The sequence below is a fragment of the Nocardia sp. NPDC049526 genome (genome assembly GCF_044465765.1).
Lineage (GTDB): Bacteria > Actinomycetota > Actinomycetes > Mycobacteriales > Mycobacteriaceae > Nocardia.
Map to the genome: position 1 here is coordinate 323,287 of NZ_JBITMA010000004.1, position 18,118 is coordinate 341,404.

Below are 18,118 nucleotides of genomic sequence, written 5' to 3' on the forward strand. Positions count from 1 at the left end.
GGATAGCGACGGTGCCGGAACCGACACGACCGATGACACCGTCCGCGCCGACGACCACCCTCGCGGCGACACCATCCCGAACCACAGACCGATGGCGATCAGCGCTGTCGACCGCCACGAAAGGCCCGCCCCTGCGCAGGAGTAACGTGGTCGGTCGCTGAATTCGCTCATCGAGCGAACTCCGCGCAGTCGCACATCAGCCCCCGCGACCTTCCGAGGATTTACATGCCACCGCTTCGTTCACGGACAACCACCATCGGCCGCAATGCCGCGGGCGCACGCGCACTCTGGCGCGCCACCGGTATGACCGACACCGACTTCGGTAAGCCGATCGTCGCCATCGCGAACTCCTACACGCAGTTCGTACCGGGCCACGTGCATCTGAAGAATGTCGGTGAGATCGTCGCGGACGCGGTGCGCGCCGCAGGTGGTGTACCGCGGGAATTCCACACCATCGCGGTCGACGACGGCATCGCGATGGGCCACGGCGGCATGCTCTACTCGCTGCCCTCGCGTGAAATCATCGCCGATTCGGTCGAATACATGGCGAACGCGCACACCGCCGACGCGCTGGTGTGCATCTCCAACTGCGACAAGATCACACCCGGCATGCTCAATGCCGCAATGCGCCTGAACATCCCGGCCGTCTTCGTGTCTGGCGGGCCGATGGAGGCCGGTAAGGCCGTGGTCGTCGGCGGTGTCGCACAGGCGCCGACCGATCTGATCACCGCGATCGCCGCCAGCGCCAATATGAATGTCAGCGAGGACGGTCTGTCCGAGGTCGAGCGCAGCGCCTGTCCGACCTGCGGCTCCTGCTCCGGCATGTTCACCGCGAATTCGATGAACTGCCTCACCGAGGCGCTCGGACTCGCCTTGCCCGGCAACGGATCCACGCTGGCCACCCATGCCGCCCGCCACGCGCTGTTCGAGCGGGCGGGCACCGTGATCGTCGATATCGCGAATCGCTGGTACCGCGAGGACGATGCGTCGGTGCTGCCGCGGAATGTGGCCGATGCCAAGGCCTTCCGCAATGCGATGGCGCTGGACGTGGCGATGGGCGGTTCCACCAATACGGTGCTGCACACCCTGGCCGCCGCGCAGGAGGGTGAGATCGACTTCGATCTGTCGACCATCGAGGAGACCAGCCGCCGGGTGCCGACGCTGTCCAAGGTCTCCCCCAACTCGGACTACCACATGGAGGATGTGCACCGGGCCGGCGGCATTCCGGCCATCCTCGGCGAACTGCGCAGGGCCGGACTGCTGGAGACCGACGTCACCACGGTGCACACCAAGAGCTTCGACGAATGGCTCGACACCTGGGATATCCGCTCCGGCAAGGCATCCGAGGAAGCCATCGAACTGTTCCACGCCGCGCCGGGCGGGGTGCGCACGACCGAGCCGTTCTCCACGAGCAACCGGTGGTCGTCGCTGGATACCGATGCCGCGGGCGGCTGCATCCGCGATCTCGAGCACGCCTACACCAAGGAGGGCGGTCTGGTCGTGCTGCGCGGCAATATCGCGCCCGACGGTGCGGTGCTCAAGACCGCCGGTATCGATGAGGAACTGTTCACCTTCCAAGGTCCGGCCGTCGTGGTGGAGTCGCAGGAGGAGGCCGTTTCGGCGATCCTCGGCAAGAAGATCAAGCCGGGCGATGTCATCGTGGTCCGCTACGAGGGTCCCGCGGGCGGCCCCGGTATGCAGGAAATGCTGCACCCCACCGCATTCCTGAAGGGCGCGGGTCTCGGCAAGGAGTGTGCGCTGATCACCGACGGCCGCTTCTCGGGCGGCACCTCCGGTCTGTCGATCGGCCACATGTCGCCCGAGGCGGCCAGTGGCGGCGCCATCGGCCTGATCGAGAACGGCGACCAGATCCGCATCGACGTCACCACCCGCACCCTCGAGGTGCTCATCGACGATGCCGTGCTGGCCGAACGCCGCGCGAAAATGGAAGCGTCCGAACGGCCGTGGCAGCCGGTCGATCGGGTGCGTCCGGTGACCACCGCACTGCGTGCCTATGCCGCCCTGGCGACGTCCGCCGACAAGGGGGCCGTGCGGCGCGTGCCGTAATTATCCGACACTCGACGGCGTCCCTCGTGCTTGCATGAGGGACGCCGTTTCCGTTCCAGCCCAACAGAATCGTATCCGGCTACAGGCCCACTCGGCGATTGCGCAACCATGCGCTCGGCACACGCCCCTTCGCGCGTGAGCGGATGATCGGGCGAAAACGGAGACACGGAATCCCTTGTGCCCCAACAAGCATCGCCCCGAGAAACGAAACGGCGCCCCTCGATGCTGAAGGGCGCCGGTTGTGTGGACAGGTTACTCGAACGGGCCGATCCCGGTCAGCGGGTTGCCGCCGTGCAACCAGTACCAGGTGCCGATGGCGGCGGCCACGGCCAGGATCAGGACCACGAAGGAACCGTAGGCGGGGCGGGTCGCCCAGCCGCGGTTGCGGTCGAAGGACAGGCGGCCGGGTCCGGTCAGCAGCAGGACGACGGCGGTGCCCGCGAGGATGGATTCCAGTTCCACACCGCTCTTGACCGAGGACTTGTACTGGAAGCCGGGGATCATGCCCTGCTTCCACAGCCACGCGTCGATGATCACCGCGAGCACCGCACCCGCGGCGAGCGGACTGGCCAGGCCGAGGACCAGCAGTCCGCCGCCACCGACTTCACCGGCGATGACCAGGATGGTCGACAGGGTGGCGTGGTCCCAGCCGCCCGACGCCATCATGTCGCGCGTGTTGTCGAGCCCCTGGCCGTGGAACCAGGTGGTGAGCTTCTGCAGGCCGTGGTAGATGAAGGTGCCGCCGACGACGAGGCGCAGCACGAACAGGCCGAGGTCGAGGGTGCCGCGGCGGGCGTCGCCATTGCGGCGGCGCAGCGGCCGGCTCGGCTCGGCGCCGGACGCGTTCGAGGCGGGCGGGATGCTGGCGTAGGAGTAGGCCGCGGCTTCGTTCGCCCTGGCCTGCTCACCGACCGAGGGGATCTCCGGATCGAGCCCGAGTTCCTCCTCGGTCCGCGGCACATCCTTGGCCAGATCAGGGCCGCTCGGGCCGGTATCGGAGGACATTCTGGGCAGCACGCCGGTGGGTGAATCGTAAGGACTGGTCACGCCACGACCGGTGGACGACACCGCCGACTGCTCCTCCGTGGGCGATGCCGCGCCCTCGGTTCTGGGTGCGGATGTGTCTTTGGGCTCTTCGGTCACGGTCGATACCCTATGCGGCCTCGCGCCCGCATGGGCGGTCTCGATGCGACGGCGTGTCCGTTTGTCGACCCGGAGCGGCACATCGGCCGCGGTTTCCGTAACGTCTGAACCATGAGTTTGGTTGTCGCGGGGCGTATCGCCCTGAGCCTGGCGCTCGGCTCCGTCCTGCTGGTCGGCTGCGCCCGATTCGACGATTCCGCCTCCAGCCCGTTCACACCCGAACCGACCTTCAACCCCGCCGAACCCAAATCGCCACAGCAGAGCCCATCGCAGCGCCCACGCCCGACCGGCCCGTGCATCGATCCGGATCCGAATGTGATCACGACCTGCCTGGATTCCACCGCGGGCATCATCTCGCTCGGCGAGGATGCGCTGGTCACCGAGCGACGCACCGGACGCATCTACAAGACGGTCGCGGTGGATCCGAGCGATCCGCAGTCACCGCCGATACTGGTCGGTCAGGTGGATGTGGACGGCTCCGGTGACGGCGGCATCTCCGATATCGCCCTCTCGCCGACCTACCGCGAGGACGGACTCATCTACGCCTACATCACCACCGCATCCGACAACCGGGTGGTGCGCATCGCGGAGAACGGGCCGCCGAAGACCATCCTCACCGGAATTCCGAAGGGGTCGGTCGGCAATCATGGTGCGCTGGAATTCATTTCGCCGACCGAACTGCTGGTGCTGACCGGCGATGCGGGCAATCCCGGTTTGGCAAGTGCACCGTCGTCACTGGCGGGCAAGGTGTTGCGGATCAATTCACCGTCGCCGGGAGCCAATCCGGAGGTCGTGGTGTCGGGCCTCGGCACGGCGGGCGATCTGTGCGACGACGGTAAGGACAGCGTCTGGATCACCGATCGCACCCCGACCGAGGATCGTCTGCAGCGCTTGGGCCGGGACGGATCGATCACCACCGCGTGGACTTGGCCGGATCGGCCCGGCGTGGGTGGCTGCGCGGCCGGACCCGATGTGGTGGCGATCGCGATGTCGGGGGCGAAGGCGCTGGCGATTGCGAATCCGGATGCGAACACTCACGCGGTCACCGCGGCGCCGACGTTCACTGTGCAGGACAAATACGGCAGGCTCGGGGGTGCGGCGGCCGGTGCGGACGGCACCATATGGGCGACCACCGTCAACAATGACGATAATCACGGGCCGTTCGACGATCGGGTGATCAAGATCCCGCCGCCGTCGCAGGGCACCGGGCCGGACTAACCGCGCCGATAGCAAAGTGGGCGGGTCCCTGAGGGATCCGCCCACTTCACGTTGGCTTGGTCGGGAAAACCGCGGGTGCGGACCGAACTCAGGCGCAGGCCTCGAGCACGAGCTCACGCACGCGGGCTGCGTCGGCTTGGCCGCGCGTCGCCTTCATGACGTCACCGACGATCTTGCCCGCGGCCTGCACCTTGCCCGAGCGGATCTTCTCGGCGATATCGGGATTGGCCTCGAGCGCCTTCTGCACCTCCGCCTGCAGCGCGGTCTCGTCGCTGACCATGCCGAGGCCCTTGGTCTCGACGATCTTCGCCGGATCACCCTCGCCTGCCAGGACGAAGTCGACGACCTGCTTGGCAACCTTGTTGTTCACCGTCTTCGATTCGACGAGCTTGATCACCTCGGCCACCTGGGCGGGCGTGATCGGCAGCTCCTCCAGGGAAACCTCGCGCTCCTTGGCCTTTTCGGTGAGGTAAGCGACCCACCACGAGCGTGCCTCGTTGACCGGAGCGCCCGCATCGACGGTCGCGATGATCAGGTCCAACGCGCCCGCGTTCACCAGATCACGCATGACCTCGGCGGACAGTCCCCAGTCGGACTGGATGCGCGCGCGGCGCAGCCACGGGTACTCCGGGATCGTGCCGCGCAGCTGCTCTACCCAATCCTCCGCGGGCGCAACGGGTTCCAGGTCCGGCTCGGGGAAGTAGCGGTAGTCCTCGGCGGTCTCCTTGCGGCGACCGGGCGAGGTGGTGCCGTCGCTCTCGTGGAAGTGCCTGGTCTCCTGCACGATCGAACCGCCGTCGGCGAGAATGGCGGCTTGGCGGCGCATTTCGAAGCGGACCGCGACCTCGACGCTCTTGAGCGAGTTGACGTTCTTGGTCTCGGTGCGGGTGCCGAATTCCGTTGCGCCGATGGCCATCAGCGACACGTTGGCATCGCAGCGCAGCGAGCCCTGCTCCATTTTGACGTCGGAGACCTGCAACGACTTCAGAACTTCACGCAGCGCGGTCACATAGGCGCGCGCCACTTCCGGTGCCCGCTCCCCCGCGCCGGTGATCGGCTTGGTGACGATCTCGATGAGCGGCACGCCGGCCCGGTTGTAGTCCAGCAGCGAGTGACTCGCGCCGTGGATGCGGCCGGTCGAGCCACCGATGTGGGTGGACTTGCCGGTGTCCTCCTCCATATGCGCGCGCTCGATCTCGACGCGGAAGGTGCTGCCGTCGTCGAGTACCACGTCGAGGTGACCGTTGGTGGCGATCGGCTCGTCATATTGGCTGATCTGGTAGTTCTTCGGCTGGTCCGGGTAGAAGTAGTTCTTGCGCGCGAACCGGCCCCACGGGGTGATCGCGCAATTCAGGGCCAGCCCGATCCGGATCGCCGACGCCACGGCCTGCTCGTTCACCACCGGCAGCGAGCCGGGCAGACCGAGGCACACCGGGCACACCTGGGTGTTCGGCTCCGCGCCGAACTCGGTCGGACAACCGCAGAACATCTTGGTCGCGGTGTTCAGCTCGACGTGAACCTCCATGCCGAGCACCGGCTCGAACCGGTCGATGACATCGGCATAGTCCATCAAGTCGACGGTGGGTGCACTCATAGCGATCAGTCTATTGACCCGCCCGCCGCCCTCGCCAAGCGGTCAGCACCCGTCGTGTCTCTCGCGACCGCGTCGGCCCGGTGACTGCTGAGCCGTCGCATAACCAGTGCGCTCCTCGCAGAAGGTGGAGCTTCTGCGAGGAGCGCACTGGATGTGCGCTAGCGCTCTGACCGGGCGGTTCGGCTAGCGGGGTTGGGCGTGTTGGGTGAGCCAGGTGGTGGTGTAGGTGAGGACGTCGGGGGCGATGGTGGTTTCGATGCCGGTGTATTCGCTGGGCAGGCCGGAGTTGGCCGGTTGCATGAGGTGGTTGAGGTCGGGGAAGACGTGGACGGTGGCGTCCGGGTCGGCGGCCAGGCGGTCACGCATCGGTTGTTCGTTCTGGGTGGCGAGGACCTGCATGTCCTTGGTGCCGAAGAAGGCCAGGACCGGGATGCGCAGGGCGGAGAGCGCGGGGGCCGGGTCATAGGTGATGAAGGACGCCATGTACGTGGTGTGGTAGGCGTCGAGGGTTTCCGCGGAGGCGCGCTGGTTCGGCGGGAGGGATTCGTTGTGGCGGTAGGCGAGGTCCTTGGCGGCGGCCAGGTCACCGGAGCGGATCAGGTTGGTCCAGTCGGTGATGTAGGTGACCTGATCATCGATTCGGGACTGCGGTGCGCCTGCCGCGCGGAGCAGTGCGCGGTTCTGCTCGATCAGGACCTCCCAGCCGGGTAACGAGGGGCCGGCCATCAGGATCGCGAAGGCGACGCCGCTGTCTGGGCGCGATGCCACCAGAGGTGTGAGATAGCCGCCTTCACTGTGGCCGAACAGTCCGACGCGGGCCGGGTCGATATCCGGGCGGGCGCGTAGGAAGCGCACGCCGGCGGCCGCATCCTCAGCGAGATCGTTGTACGTGGCGTCGTCGAGTTTGCCGCTGGTACCGCCGACGCCGCGGTCATCGGTGCGCAGTACGGCATAACCCGCGCGGGTGTAGGTGTCGGCCAGCAGCAGGAAAGGCTTGTGGCCCATGAGTTCTTCGTCGCGGTCCTGAGGGCCGCTGCCCGAGATCATCAGGATTGCGGGGAAGGGGCCGTTGCCCTCGGGCAAGGTCAATGTGCCCGCGATGGTGATATCGCCGTTGCGATAGGTGACGTCTTCGGAGCGGTAGGGGTACGGCGGTTTCGGCTCCTGCGGATGCGCGGACGTCCCGATCTTGCCGGGCTCGAGCGTCAACGGCAGGCTCTGGCCCGCTTGCCGGAACTCACCGCTGATCCGGTTGGCATCCTTGTCCAATTTGCCGTCGAACACCGGATCGCCCGGAGTGTTCGGAATCGCGAACGCCACCCGATCCGGTTCGGCGGAAACATCTTTCAGCTCCGCGCCGTTCACACCCTGCGACGGGATGTCGATGGTGGCGCTGCCGTTGTCCGCGAAACTCACCCCCACCGCCAACGGCGCGTCGGGCACCTCGATGGACCCGTGCCAATCCCCGGTCAACGACCGGGTCTCGCCCTTATCCGATGACGAACACCCCGCCACCAACGCAACGATCAGGACCAGAACCGAGACGAGCCATCGCCCAGTGCGCATGCCGCAACACTACCGATCCGCGTGGACAATTCGGACGAACTCCGGGACGCGTGCTGCGCTCGGGCATCCGTCCCCGGCGGCATTCCGCTCACTCGCCCCAACAGCACCTCGCCCGTGCAGTCCACCCCGGCCACGCCGACGCAGGACCGCTCAGCGCACCGAGGCCATCTCACGTGCCGACCGTCGTGAAGGCGTCGACCGCCACTGTGGCGTGCCGGGCAATCCTGCGCTCACACCGCCGCCGCGATCAGTCCCCGTCAGCGAAACACCGGGGCGGAGGTTCAGGCTCCGCGGGCGTATCGGACTGCGGCGGCGATCGCGTCCATGTCGAGTTCGAGGGTGGGGTCGTCTTCTTGGGCCTCCTGGAATTCCAGCAGTGCGTCCGGCACGCCGCCGCGGCGCGCGATGGCGAGGAGTTCACGGCGGACGTAGGCGCCGAGCGGGAGTTCGGCGGCGCGGGCACGGCGGCCGAACATGCCGAGGGCGTCGGCGGGCAGATCGTAGACCTGGATGAGGGTTACCGCGTCGGAGTCGAATTGCGGGGTCAGATCGCGGCCCTGGGCTTCCAGGAATTCCACGATCGTGTCCACGGAAGTTCGCCGACCCGCCATTGCGATCAGCTCCTGACGGACCTGAGCTTCGATCGATATGCCCGCGATGCGAGCACGGCGGCGAAATACGGCGACAGCATCGGTGGGCAGGTCGGATACCTGGAGTTGAGCCACAACGACCAGAGTAGCTGTGCGACAAGGAATTCGGCAGGTCTCGATTGTGCAACAAACGCTGGAATCAGCCGAAAAATGCCTCGGCTTCGCGGTAGCGGTCGGTGGGCACCCGCTTGAGCTGCTTGGTGGCCTCGGACAACGGAACCAGATCGATGGAAGTGCCGTGCAGAGCAACCATTTGGCCGAATTGTCCGGCATGTACGGCTTCGGCGGCATGCAGACCGAACCGGGTCGCCAGCACCCGGTCGTACGGGGTCGGGCTGCCGCCGCGCTGGACGTGACCGAGCACGGTGGTGCGGACCTCTTTGCCGATGCGGCGTTCGATCTCGGTGCCCAGCTGCTGCGCGACACCGGTGAACCGCTCGTGGCCGAATTCGTCGATGCCACCCTCGAGCAGCGCGAATCCGGAATCCGGGGCCGGATGCGCACCTTCGGCGACCACGCAGATGAAGTGCTTGTCGCCGCGCTGGAAGCGGCGCTTGATCATCGAGCACACCTCGTCCACGTCGAAGGGCACCTCGGGAACCAGCGTGAGGTGCGCACCAGCCGCCATGCCCGAGTTGATCGCGATCCAGCCCGCATGGCGGCCCATCACCTCGACCAGCATGACGCGCTGATGCGATTCCGCGGTGGTGTGCAGCCGGTCGATGGCCTCGGAGGCGATGGACAGCGCGGTGTCGTGGCCGAAAGTGACGTCGGTGCAGTCGATGTCGTTATCGATGGTCTTCGGGACCCCGACCACCGGGACACCCTCGTCGGACAGCCAACTCGCGGCGGTGAGCGTGCCCTCGCCGCCGATCGGGATCAGTGCCTCGATCCCGTTGTCGTCGAGGGTACGTTTGATCTGGTCCAGTCCGGCACGCAGTTTGTCGGGATTGGTGCGAGCGGTGCCGAGCATCGTGCCGCCCTTGGTGAGCAGGCGGTCGGTGCGATCGTCGTTCAGAATGGTGATCTTTCGGTCTTCGAGTAGCCCGCGCCAACCATCCTGGAATCCGATGATCGCGTCCCCGTAGCGTCCGTTCGCGGTGCGAACGACGGCACGGATGACCGCGTTCAGTCCTGGACAGTCGCCGCCTCCGGTCAAGACTCCGATGCGCATGGCGCATATCTTGCACCGCTTCACGCGATCGCGCGGTCGCACCCCCGTGAACACCGGGTAACGGCTACGACTCAATACACATAGACGATGGCGTTCTCACCGCCGCTGCAGGTTGCGAATTGATCACCGGCCGTGCAATTCATCTTGTAATCCCGATTGTTGATCGGGCTGTGCGCCATGACCGACCGATCGGTAATAGTGCTGTCACCACCATTCGCGTATGCCTTGCGCACCTCCTCGGCGAAGGCGCAACTGGTGACGGTGGTGCCGATCGCGGACGAGGTGAAGCGGCCGAGCGCCGGATACAGCTGGGCGCACGGTTTCGCACCGGCGGGCAGGTGTGCGGGCATGGTCGTGGTCGTCGGCCGGCCGGAATGTTCGCTTGCGTTGTGCATCTGCCAGCCGACAATTCCCCCGATCGCCAGGACGACAAGCACCGCGCCGATCCAGCCGATGCGCATCGATCGACGTGCAGGAATCGGTGTCGCATCCGGTGGATATGGTGCGTCGTATCGGGGCATCGGCATGCCGACGGTTCTCGACAGTGCCTCGGTGGTCGCGTCATGCGGTGGAATGTCGCGGTGCGTCGGATCCGATGGGTGCTGGGGCACGAGTGTCGGCTCGAGTCCGGTGATCTGCTGCGGTCTGCTGGTGGAGGGTGGCCCGATCTGCGATCGAGGTCTGTTCGATATTGGGGAACCGCCCCCTTGCGGCTGGCCGCCCGCCCGCTGCGGACCACTCGCCGACCGCAGACCACTCCCCGACGGCGCACCGCCTGTCCGCTGCGACCCGCTCGCCGACGCCGGACCGCCCGCCTGCCACGACCCGCCCGGCTGTTGCGGCCGACTCGGCGATTGCTGCCCGACCGCCGATTCCGGTCCGAAGGTCGGGAAGATGACGGTCGCTGGAGCGGGTTGTGGGTTCTTCGAGATCTGGGCGGTGGGCAAGTCCGAGTTCGGGACCGACGATGTGCCCGACACTGCGGCTCTGGCCGCTGCTGCCAGCGCGCGGGCCGTGGGGTAGCGGTCGGCGGGTTCCTTGGCCATACCGCGGGAGATGACCTCGTCCAGTGCGCCGGGCAGTCCGGCTCGTTTGGTGGTCGGGCGGGGTGGCGGTGTCGAAAGGTGGGCTCGGATGAGCGAACTCATTCCGTCGGCCGGAAAAGGTTGTGTACCGGTGAGGCATTCGAACAGCACGCAGGCGAGGGAGTAGACGTCGGCGGTGCCGCCGATCGGGGCGGTGTCGAATCGTTCCGGCGCGATGTAGCTGTAGGAGCCGATCGCTTGGCCGGTCGCGGTGACGCTGGGGTCGCGCTCGGACCGGGCGATGCCGAAGTCGGCAAGGTAGGCGAAATCCGAAGGTGTGACCAGGATATTGGCGGGTTTCACGTCGCGATGCACCAAGCCCTCGGCATGCGCGGCATCCAATGCGGCCGCGACCTGTTCGATGATGCCGACCGCACGGGTGGGGCTCAGTGGCCCCTTGTCGCGCAGCACCGAGCGCAGATCGCTGCCCCGGACCAGCCGCATATCGATATAGAGCACACCGTCGATCTCGCCCCAGTCGTGAATCGGGATGACGTGTGGTTCAGCCAGCCGCGCGGCAACCCGGGATTCGTGCCGGAATCGCTGCTGGAATCGCGGATCGCCGGCCAGCGCCATGGGCAGCAGCTTGACCGCGACCACGCGGTCCTTGACCGTGTCGTACGCCTCGTAGACCTCCCCCATCCCGCCGCGGCCCAGCAATGCACGCAATTCGTAGGGTCCGAATCGCGTACCGGCCCGCGACTGCGTTTCGTCCACCCCGTTACCTCCACCTCGCCGAACCGCCCCACGATCGTGGTCCTGCGATCTCACCCGTTAGTCGGGATTCTCGGGTGCCACCGTTACCCGGTCAAGTGTGCGCGCCCACGGGGCCGCCGCGCGAACCCGCGGGCGCCGACTCGACCGGGATCAGGAACAGCTGCCGCCGGAGAATTCGTCGAGGTGTTGGGAGATCACGGTGGCGAGCCGGTCCAGGATGTTCGTTCCCTCGGAGAAGCTGCCCGAATCGGGCTGGATGGCAATGGCGACCGCGATCTGACCGGCCGGTCCCTGGATCAGACCGAATTGACGGACCAGATAGGAGCCGGATGTGTCTGGCCCCCAACCACCTTTGAATTCCGCGCCCTTGAGTTCGCCGAGGCCCCAGCGCTGACTCGACGTGATCTGTTCCATCAGATCGATCACGTCCGAGCTCTGCGACAGGCATGGCAGCCGGGAGGCGAACCGAACCTGTTCGGAGAGCGCCCAATCCGCCTGTCCGAATGCGGAGGCATCCGAGCGCGTCTTGGTGGCGGGCACCGTGGTCTTGGTATCGCCGCCCTCGCGCAGCACTGCCTCGACCGCCTTGGCCGCCTCCTGGCCGGTGCCGAGCGACTGCCAGAGGGTATCGGCCGCGGCGTTATCGGACTGGGTGATCGCCGCCGTCGCCGCGTAGCTCGAACTCGTCGAACTCTTGCGCTGCGACGCGATGACCAGCGGCACCTTCATCGTCGACCAGGCGGGTCCGGTGGTCCAGTCGCCGAAGGTCACCATCTTCTCGCCGCCGACCGGCATGATCGCCATGCCCAGTTTGCCGTGCACACTCAACTGCAGTTCCTGGAAACCGGCGGCCAGCGTGCCCGGCACAGTGACAGATAGATGCTGCTGATCGGTGTGCGCGGCGGCCGCGGTGATGCTGGGTTCCGCAGCGTGCTTGTCGGCGTCCGCACCGCATCCGGCCACCAGGAGGAGTCCGGCCAGCGCGGTACCGCCGACCACTTTTCGCAGGCGTCGGGATAGCTCAAAATACATACTTCGACACATTCTCGTTTCGAACTGCCCCGCGTTTCGATGTCAACACGGCATCCCGACACCGTACTTGGCAACGACACCGACCGCCCACCGCAACCGCGCCCACGCCGCCGAACCCCGAACAGCGACAACGGCTTACAGCGTGGTCAACCGGCATGTACACCGTAATGTGCCCGCTCGGTGCCGCTGGTCGCGCATGACCGCGCGCTGCCGCCCTCATCCGCGAACTCCTCGTGTTCATCGTCTCGCAACGTACTCGACAAATCCGACATAGCCCACTTTTCCTGGTACCAGGGGTACTGCACGCCTTGAAGGGACGGGCGTGTCGCCCTGGCGCACAGACTCGAATCCGGCGCAGGATAGTTCGATGGAGCTGACTTCGGTACACATCGATAAACCGGATGATCTCAACGTCATCGTCGGGCAGGCCCACTTCATCAAGGCGGTCGAAGACCTGCACGAGGCACTGGTCGGGATCAGTCCGCATCTGCGTTTCGGGTTGGCATTCTGTGAGGCATCCGGGCCGCGGCTGATCCGGACCTCCGGCAATGACGACGATCTGACCGAGCTCGCCACCAAGAATGCCGTCGCGATCGCCGCGGGACATTCGTTCATCGTTTTCCTGCGCGAGGGCTATCCGGTCAATGTGCTCAATGCGGTGCGACAGGTCCCCGAGGTCTGTGGAATATTCTGCGCTACCGCAAACCCGGTCGAGATATTGATTGCCGAAACCGAATCGGGACGCGGAATTATCGGAGTCGTCGACGGGGGCGCACCGCTCGGCATCGAAGGCCCCAGCGACAAAGACGCCCGTAAACAACTACTGCGCCAAATCGGCTACAAGCTGTAACACTTGCCGCCTCAACTGAGGATGCCCGCCCTTCCCTGCCGCAAGCTCAGCCCTGGGATCTGGACACCCGATCACCATGTATCGGTGGCGGCAAATATCGAGAGTGCCCCGCTGCCAATACATTCTCGGCTAATTGTCAGTTGGAGGACGGAGGACGCAGTGGGTGCGGGTGTAGATGGTGGGCATGCATTCGTTGCAGTGGGTACAGGCCGATCGGGTGTTCTGGTCGGCTTGGATTCGGCGGGGGAGGTCTGGTTCGCGCAGTAGGGCGCGGCCCATGGCGACGAATTCGAAACCCTCTGCCATTGCCGTGCGCATTGTGTCGAGGTCGGTGATGCCACCCAATAGGATCAATGGCATCGATAGTTGGCTGCGGAATTGACGGGCGCGTTCGAGTAGGTAGGCATCGTGGTATGGGTACTCGCGCAGGAACGCGCGGCCCATCAGGCGGAAGCCCCAGCGTGCCGGGGCGGGAAGGACTTTCGCGAATGACTTGCGTGGGGCGTCGCCGTGGAACAGGAGCATCGGATTGAGCAGGGAACTGCCTGCGGTGAGTTCCAAGGCGTCCAGTGCGCCGTCCGATTCCAGCCAGGCCGCCACCTGCAATGACTCCGGGAGCGAAAGGCCGCCGCGCACACCGTCTTCCATATTCAGCTTCGCAGTGACGGCCAAGCGGTCGCCGACAGCTTCGCGCACCGCTACCGCGACCTCGCGGGCGAGCCGGGCGCGGTTGGCCGGGGATCCGCCGTAACGATCCTTGCGCCGGTTCAGTAGCGGGCTCAGGAACGAACTCACCAAATAGTTGTGGCCGAAGTGGATTTCGACCGCATCGAAACCCGACTGCTCGGCGAGCCGCGCGGCATTCGCGTAATCGGCTATGACCGTGGCGATTTCGGACGGGTCCGGAACGCGCATCGGGCGCATACCGAGTGGGCTGAACATTCGGCTCGGCGCCAGTGCGGGGGCGCGATTGGATGCGGCATTGGCCACCGGGCCCGCATGACCGATCTGGGCGCTGACGGCGGCGCCTTCGGCGTGCACGGCGTCGGTGAGTTCGCGCAGTCCCGCGACGGCTTCCGGGCGCATCCAGATCTGGTGCCGGTCGGTGCGGCCACCCGGCGATATCGCGCAGTAGGCGACCGTCGTCATACCCACTCCGCCGGCGGCGATTTCGCGGTGGAAGTCGATCAGTTCGTCGGTGACCAGTGCGTCCGGTGTTCGTCCCTCGAATGTCGCGGCCTTGATCACCCTGTTGCGCAATGGGATCGGGCCGAGTGTGGTCGGTGCGAATACTTCGTTCATCATTTCTCTCCTGGCGCGGTCAGTCCGGCGACCACGAAATCCCGCAGCGTGCGGACCGCCTCGTCCGACAGCTCACGCTCCCCGGTGCCGACACCACCGAACTGCACGATGATCAGGTCGAACGCCAATCCCCAGCGCCGCCGACTCTCGCGTTCGCTCAGCTGCGGCAGCAAGCCGACCCAGGCGTCCATGCGGAACCAGTGCCGACGCCACATCGTCGGGTGCCGACCGAGGACGAATTGGGCCAACAGCCGCAGGTGCAGCCGCCCGACGGGATCGGCCGCCAATCCGATGAACGGCTCGATCACCGCATCCACCAGCGCCGATACCGAACCGTGCGCGGTCGTCACCTCGGTCAGCCGTTCGGCCCACAATGATCCGAGCCGATCCTCCAGCAACGCCGCGACCAGTGCTTCCTTCGAGCCGAAGTGATAGTGCACCGCAGCGGGATTGGCCCCGGCCGCCGCGCAGATCGCCCGCACCGAGACATCGTCGTACCGCTCGGTCAGCAAGAGTCGCTCGGCCGCCAGCAATAGCCGCTCGCGCGTGCCCGCCGCGGCCGCCTGTTCCACCATGACCGAAGTCAATCACGTTTCAATCAGCGATTCAATCACTGATTGAATCGATGATTGCCAACTGCTGGCGGCCTAACATGGGAGCTACCTCTAGAGCTCCACGCGAGGAGAAGTGACCAGCTCAGGACGGGAGCATGATGAGCCAGCACGTCACCTACCGGAGAATCTATGAAGCGCCGATTCCGTCGGACGGCACCCGCGTGCTCGTCGATCGGGTCTGGCCGCGCGGGATCCGCAAGGAGGCCGCACACCTGGACGAGTGGATGCGCGACATCGCACCGTCGACCGAACTGCGCAAGTGGTATGGGCACCAGCCCGAGCGCTTCGCCGAATTCCGTCGCCGATATCTAGCGGAACTGCGCGATACCCGGCACCGTGAGGCCGTCGCGCAGCTGCGGGAGATCGCCCGCGAACATCCGGTGACCTTGTTGACCGCCACCCGCGACGTCGACCACAGCCAGGCCGCTGTCCTCGCGAACTGGATTGCGGGAGAGGCGAATTCGCCGGACCGACGGGTCGATACCTAGCCGGCGTTCCGGGCGGTGCCGCGGTGAGCGGGCACGCTGGTGGGATCCTCCGGCCATGCGTGCTTGGGGTAGCGACCGCGCAGGTCGCTGCGGACTTGCGGCCAGCCGGTGCGCCAGAACGACGCCAGGTCCGCAGTGATCGCGACGGGGCGTTGAGCGGGTGAGAGCAGGTGCAACACGATCGGCACTTGCCCATCGGCCAGCGACGGTGTCCGCGTCCAGCCGAAGACCTCCTGCACCTTGACCGCGAGCACCGGCGGGTCGGTCGAGTAGTCGAGACGGACGCGACTGCCGGAGGGCACTGGCAGGCGCTCCGGCGCGAGTTCGTCCATGCGCGCGGCATCGGGCCACGGCAGCAGGCGACGCAATGCCTGTCCCGCGTCGATGCGTTCGAGGTCCGCGCCGCGCCGCGCCGTCGCGAGTTCGGGGCCGAGCCAGGCGTCGGCGTCGGCCAGCAGTGATTCGTCGTCGACCGGCGGCCAGGGGGCGCCGAGTGTGCGGTGCAGGAAGTCGAGGCGCTGCCGGAGTGCGACCGCGTCGGAATCCCAGTGCAGCAGAGTGAGTCCGGTCGAATTCAGGCCGCGTCGCACTGCCGCGCTCAGCAATTGGCGATCGGGATCACGAATCTGCCGCTCCGACAATACGATCGCGCCCAATCGCTCGACCCGCCGGGCAACCACGTCACCGTCGACCCAATCCACCTCGTCCGTGATCTCCAACAGGCTCGATGCCGCACGGCGAGCGAGCTTTTCGTCGGCGACCGCGGCCGACCGGATCCGCCCGTCGGAACGACCCGGATCGCGTGTCGCCACCGCGACCGCCAGCCATTCCGCATCACCCAATCCGGAACCCGGCGGCAGGGTCACCGCCGTGCCACCCGCCATCAGATAGCTCGCCGAGCCGGGATTACGTCGCCGTGCCAGCCGTTCCGGATGTGCCAGTGCGACAACGAAAGCCGGATCGTCGTCGCCATCTGTCGCGTCGACCAATCGCGACAGACGCTCGACCTCCCGCCGCCAGCGCGGTGGCCGCGCACGCCGCAACGCGCGCAGACCGGCCACGAGATCGACGCCGGACACGAGGGTGTCATCGTCGAGGACCGCGACAACTTCCGCCGCCGCCCGGGTGCCGACCTCGGCGGCACCGTCGAGCAGCGCCCGCGCCAATCGGGGATGCAGTCCGACTCGTGCCATGTGTCGCCCGCGCTCAGTGACCTCCCCCGCTCCGGTCACGGCTCCTAACGCGCGCAACACATCTCGGCCGGCTGCCAACCCGCCCTGCGGCGGTGCGTCCCACCACGCGAGGCCATGGCCATCGGGTGTGCCCCAACACGCGAGCTCCAATGCGAGACGCGTCAGATCCGCCGTGCGAATCTCCGGCTCCGGGTAGGCAGGCAGGGTGCCGTTCTCGTACTCCGGCCAGCAGCGCCACACCTTTCCCGGAGCCTCGCGTCCCGCGCGCCCAGCCCGTTGCTCGGCGACGGCAGCCGAAACCCGTACTGTCGCAAGGCCGGACAACCCACGTCCCCGATCGATGCGCGGCACCCGAGCCAGTCCCGAATCCACCACGGCGCGTACCCCCGGCACCGTCAAACTCGATTCAGCCACCGCGGTGGACAACACGACGCGCCGCCGCGGGCCCGGACGCAACGCGATATCCTGCCCGGCAGCGGAAAGCCTGCCGTGCAACGGAACCAGATCCACGTCCGCATCGGCCAAAAGATCCATGGTCCGGCGGATTTCGGCCGCTCCGGGTAGGAAGACGAGCACATCGCCGTCGGCCCCGACGAGCGCCGCCCGCGTGGCGCGGGCCACCTGCGCTTCGCTCCGTTCCCGCGGCAACGACGGAACATACGTCGTCTCCACCGGGTGGGCCCGCCCCCGTACCTGCAACACCGGCGCACTACCCAGCAGCACCGAAAGACGTTCGGCCGCAACAGTTGCCGATGTAGCGAGCACCCGCAGATCCGGCCGCAAGCCGGCCCGCGCATCCAGCAGCAACGCCAACAGCAGGTCCGCGTCGAGATGCCGCTCATGACATTCGTCGAGAACCACGACATCCGCGCCCGCCAACTCGGGATCGCCCTGCAACCGCCGCACCAGCAACCCGGATGTGACGACCTCGATCCGGGTCCGGGCACTGACCCGCCGATCTCCCCGGATCGAATACCCGACCGTCTCCCCTACCGACTCACCCAGCAGCGCGGCCATCCGCCCCGCCGCCGCTCGCGCCGCCAAACGGCGAGGCTCGGCCACCACCACGCGCCCGGCAGTCTCCAACGCCAGCGGCACCAATGTCGTCTTCCCGGTTCCCGGAGGCGCGACCAATACGGCGGCGCCGCGCTCGGTCAATGTCGCGACAATGCGGTCGAGCGCGCCACGCACGGGCAGATCAGGAAGCTCGGGCAGTTTCATTGCCAACCAGTCTGCAGTCCGGCACGAAGAACCTGAACCTCACCCCGTGGGCGCGCGGTCGGTGCCACGCTGACATCGGTGCGGGCCGACCCGACCGGGAACCGGAAATTCTCGACGCAAGCACCTGCGCTGACGAGAACCCGATGACCAAATACGCGCCTACAACGTGTTGTGCTGGGATTACGGCGCCCTTGGACCACATGA

Annotated in this window: 14 protein-coding genes; 4 read left to right on the forward strand and 10 right to left on the reverse strand. The window is 66.7% G+C overall.

Annotated features, from left to right (window positions below; genetic code table 11):
* Window positions 1-225 precede the first annotated feature (225 nt).
* Entirely contained in the window at window positions 226-2,067 is a 1,842-nt protein-coding gene (gene ilvD, locus ACIBW7_RS15100; RefSeq protein WP_397046810.1) for a dihydroxy-acid dehydratase, read from the forward strand.
* 252 nt (window positions 2,068-2,319) lie between these two features.
* Here the strand turns inward: ilvD and ACIBW7_RS15105 are convergent, their stop codons facing one another.
* The gene (locus ACIBW7_RS15105; protein WP_397046811.1) at window positions 2,320-3,210 is read right to left on the reverse strand and encodes a DoxX family protein; all 891 of its coding nucleotides are present in this window, start codon (window positions 3,208-3,210) and stop codon (window positions 2,320-2,322) included.
* Window positions 3,211-3,321: 111 nt separating this feature from the next.
* Here ACIBW7_RS15105 and ACIBW7_RS15110 point away from each other — a divergent pair, with 111 nt between their 5' ends.
* Window positions 3,322-4,428: a PQQ-dependent sugar dehydrogenase gene (locus tag ACIBW7_RS15110; RefSeq protein ID WP_397046812.1), complete on the forward strand. Its 1,107-nt coding sequence runs from the start codon at window positions 3,322-3,324 to the stop codon at window positions 4,426-4,428.
* Window positions 4,429-4,516: 88 nt separating this feature from the next.
* Here the strand turns inward: ACIBW7_RS15110 and gatB are convergent, their stop codons facing one another.
* From gatB to ACIBW7_RS15140, 6 genes are all read right to left on the reverse strand, one after another.
* Entirely contained in the window at window positions 4,517-6,022 is a 1,506-nt protein-coding gene (gatB, locus tag ACIBW7_RS15115; RefSeq protein ID WP_397046813.1) for an Asp-tRNA(Asn)/Glu-tRNA(Gln) amidotransferase subunit GatB, read from the reverse strand.
* 183 nt (window positions 6,023-6,205) lie between these two features.
* The gene (locus tag ACIBW7_RS15120; protein WP_397046814.1) at window positions 6,206-7,588 is read right to left on the reverse strand and encodes an alpha/beta hydrolase family protein; all 1,383 of its coding nucleotides are present in this window, start codon (window positions 7,586-7,588) and stop codon (window positions 6,206-6,208) included.
* 281 nt (window positions 7,589-7,869) lie between these two features.
* The gene (locus ACIBW7_RS15125; protein ID WP_397046815.1) at window positions 7,870-8,313 is read right to left on the reverse strand and encodes a hypothetical protein; all 444 of its coding nucleotides are present in this window, start codon (window positions 8,311-8,313) and stop codon (window positions 7,870-7,872) included.
* Window positions 8,314-8,377: 64 nt separating this feature from the next.
* The gene (locus tag ACIBW7_RS15130) at window positions 8,378-9,412 is read right to left on the reverse strand and encodes an ATP-dependent 6-phosphofructokinase (RefSeq protein ID WP_397046816.1); all 1,035 of its coding nucleotides are present in this window, start codon (window positions 9,410-9,412) and stop codon (window positions 8,378-8,380) included.
* Between the two features lie 71 nt (window positions 9,413-9,483).
* On the reverse strand, window positions 9,484-11,214 hold the full coding sequence (locus ACIBW7_RS15135) for a protein kinase (RefSeq protein WP_397046817.1): 1,731 nt from the start codon (window positions 11,212-11,214) through the stop codon (window positions 9,484-9,486).
* Window positions 11,215-11,364: 150 nt separating this feature from the next.
* On the reverse strand, window positions 11,365-12,246 hold the full coding sequence (locus ACIBW7_RS15140; RefSeq protein ID WP_397046818.1) for a serine hydrolase: 882 nt from the start codon (window positions 12,244-12,246) through the stop codon (window positions 11,365-11,367).
* Window positions 12,247-12,613: 367 nt separating this feature from the next.
* On the opposite strand from ACIBW7_RS15140, the gene ACIBW7_RS15145 reads away from it, so the two are divergent.
* Complete coding sequence (locus tag ACIBW7_RS15145) at window positions 12,614-13,096, forward strand: adenosine-specific kinase (RefSeq protein WP_397046819.1); 483 nt, start codon at window positions 12,614-12,616, stop codon at window positions 13,094-13,096.
* 129 nt (window positions 13,097-13,225) lie between these two features.
* On the opposite strand, the gene ACIBW7_RS15150 is transcribed toward ACIBW7_RS15145, so the two are convergent.
* Entirely contained in the window at window positions 13,226-14,398 is a 1,173-nt protein-coding gene (locus tag ACIBW7_RS15150; protein WP_397046820.1) for an NADH:flavin oxidoreductase, read from the reverse strand.
* Window positions 14,398-14,973: a TetR family transcriptional regulator gene (locus ACIBW7_RS15155; protein WP_397046821.1), complete on the reverse strand. Its 576-nt coding sequence runs from the start codon at window positions 14,971-14,973 to the stop codon at window positions 14,398-14,400. The genes ACIBW7_RS15150 and ACIBW7_RS15155 overlap by 1 nt, the downstream gene beginning before the upstream one ends.
* 134 nt (window positions 14,974-15,107) lie before the next feature.
* Between ACIBW7_RS15155 and ACIBW7_RS15160 the strand changes: the two genes are divergently transcribed.
* A complete protein-coding gene (locus ACIBW7_RS15160; protein ID WP_397046822.1) occupies window positions 15,108-15,500 on the forward strand; it encodes a DUF488 domain-containing protein in 393 nt (130 codons plus the stop codon).
* Here ACIBW7_RS15160 and hrpB read toward each other — a convergent pair.
* Complete coding sequence (gene hrpB / locus ACIBW7_RS15165) at window positions 15,497-17,914, reverse strand: ATP-dependent helicase HrpB (RefSeq protein WP_397046823.1); 2,418 nt, start codon at window positions 17,912-17,914, stop codon at window positions 15,497-15,499. The two genes, ACIBW7_RS15160 and hrpB, sit on opposite strands and share 4 nt — an antisense overlap.
* Window positions 17,915-18,118 lie beyond the last annotated feature (204 nt).

What these genes read in the sequence shown, in the direction of transcription:
- ACIBW7_RS15145 (WP_397046819.1), top strand. Translation starts at nt 12,614, where the DNA reads ATGGAGCTGACTTCGGTACACATCGATAAACCGGATGATCTCAACGTC.
- hrpB (WP_397046823.1), bottom strand. Translation starts at nt 17,914, where the DNA reads ATGAAACTGCCCGAGCTTCCTGATCTGCCCGTGCGTGGCGCGCTCGAC.
- ACIBW7_RS15130 (WP_397046816.1), bottom strand. Translation starts at nt 9,412, where the DNA reads ATGCGCATCGGAGTCTTGACCGGAGGCGGCGACTGTCCAGGACTGAAC.
- ACIBW7_RS15150 (WP_397046820.1), bottom strand. Translation starts at nt 14,398, where the DNA reads ATGAACGAAGTATTCGCACCGACCACACTCGGCCCGATCCCATTGCGC.
- ACIBW7_RS15155 (WP_397046821.1), bottom strand. Translation starts at nt 14,973, where the DNA reads ATGGTGGAACAGGCGGCCGCGGCGGGCACGCGCGAGCGGCTATTGCTG.
- ACIBW7_RS15120 (WP_397046814.1), bottom strand. Translation starts at nt 7,588, where the DNA reads ATGCGCACTGGGCGATGGCTCGTCTCGGTTCTGGTCCTGATCGTTGCG.
- ilvD (WP_397046810.1), top strand. Translation starts at nt 226, where the DNA reads ATGCCACCGCTTCGTTCACGGACAACCACCATCGGCCGCAATGCCGCG.
- ACIBW7_RS15140 (WP_397046818.1), bottom strand. Translation starts at nt 12,246, where the DNA reads ATGTATTTTGAGCTATCCCGACGCCTGCGAAAAGTGGTCGGCGGTACC.
- ACIBW7_RS15110 (WP_397046812.1), top strand. Translation starts at nt 3,322, where the DNA reads ATGAGTTTGGTTGTCGCGGGGCGTATCGCCCTGAGCCTGGCGCTCGGC.
- ACIBW7_RS15160 (WP_397046822.1), top strand. Translation starts at nt 15,108, where the DNA reads ATGATGAGCCAGCACGTCACCTACCGGAGAATCTATGAAGCGCCGATT.
- gatB (WP_397046813.1), bottom strand. Translation starts at nt 6,022, where the DNA reads ATGAGTGCACCCACCGTCGACTTGATGGACTATGCCGATGTCATCGAC.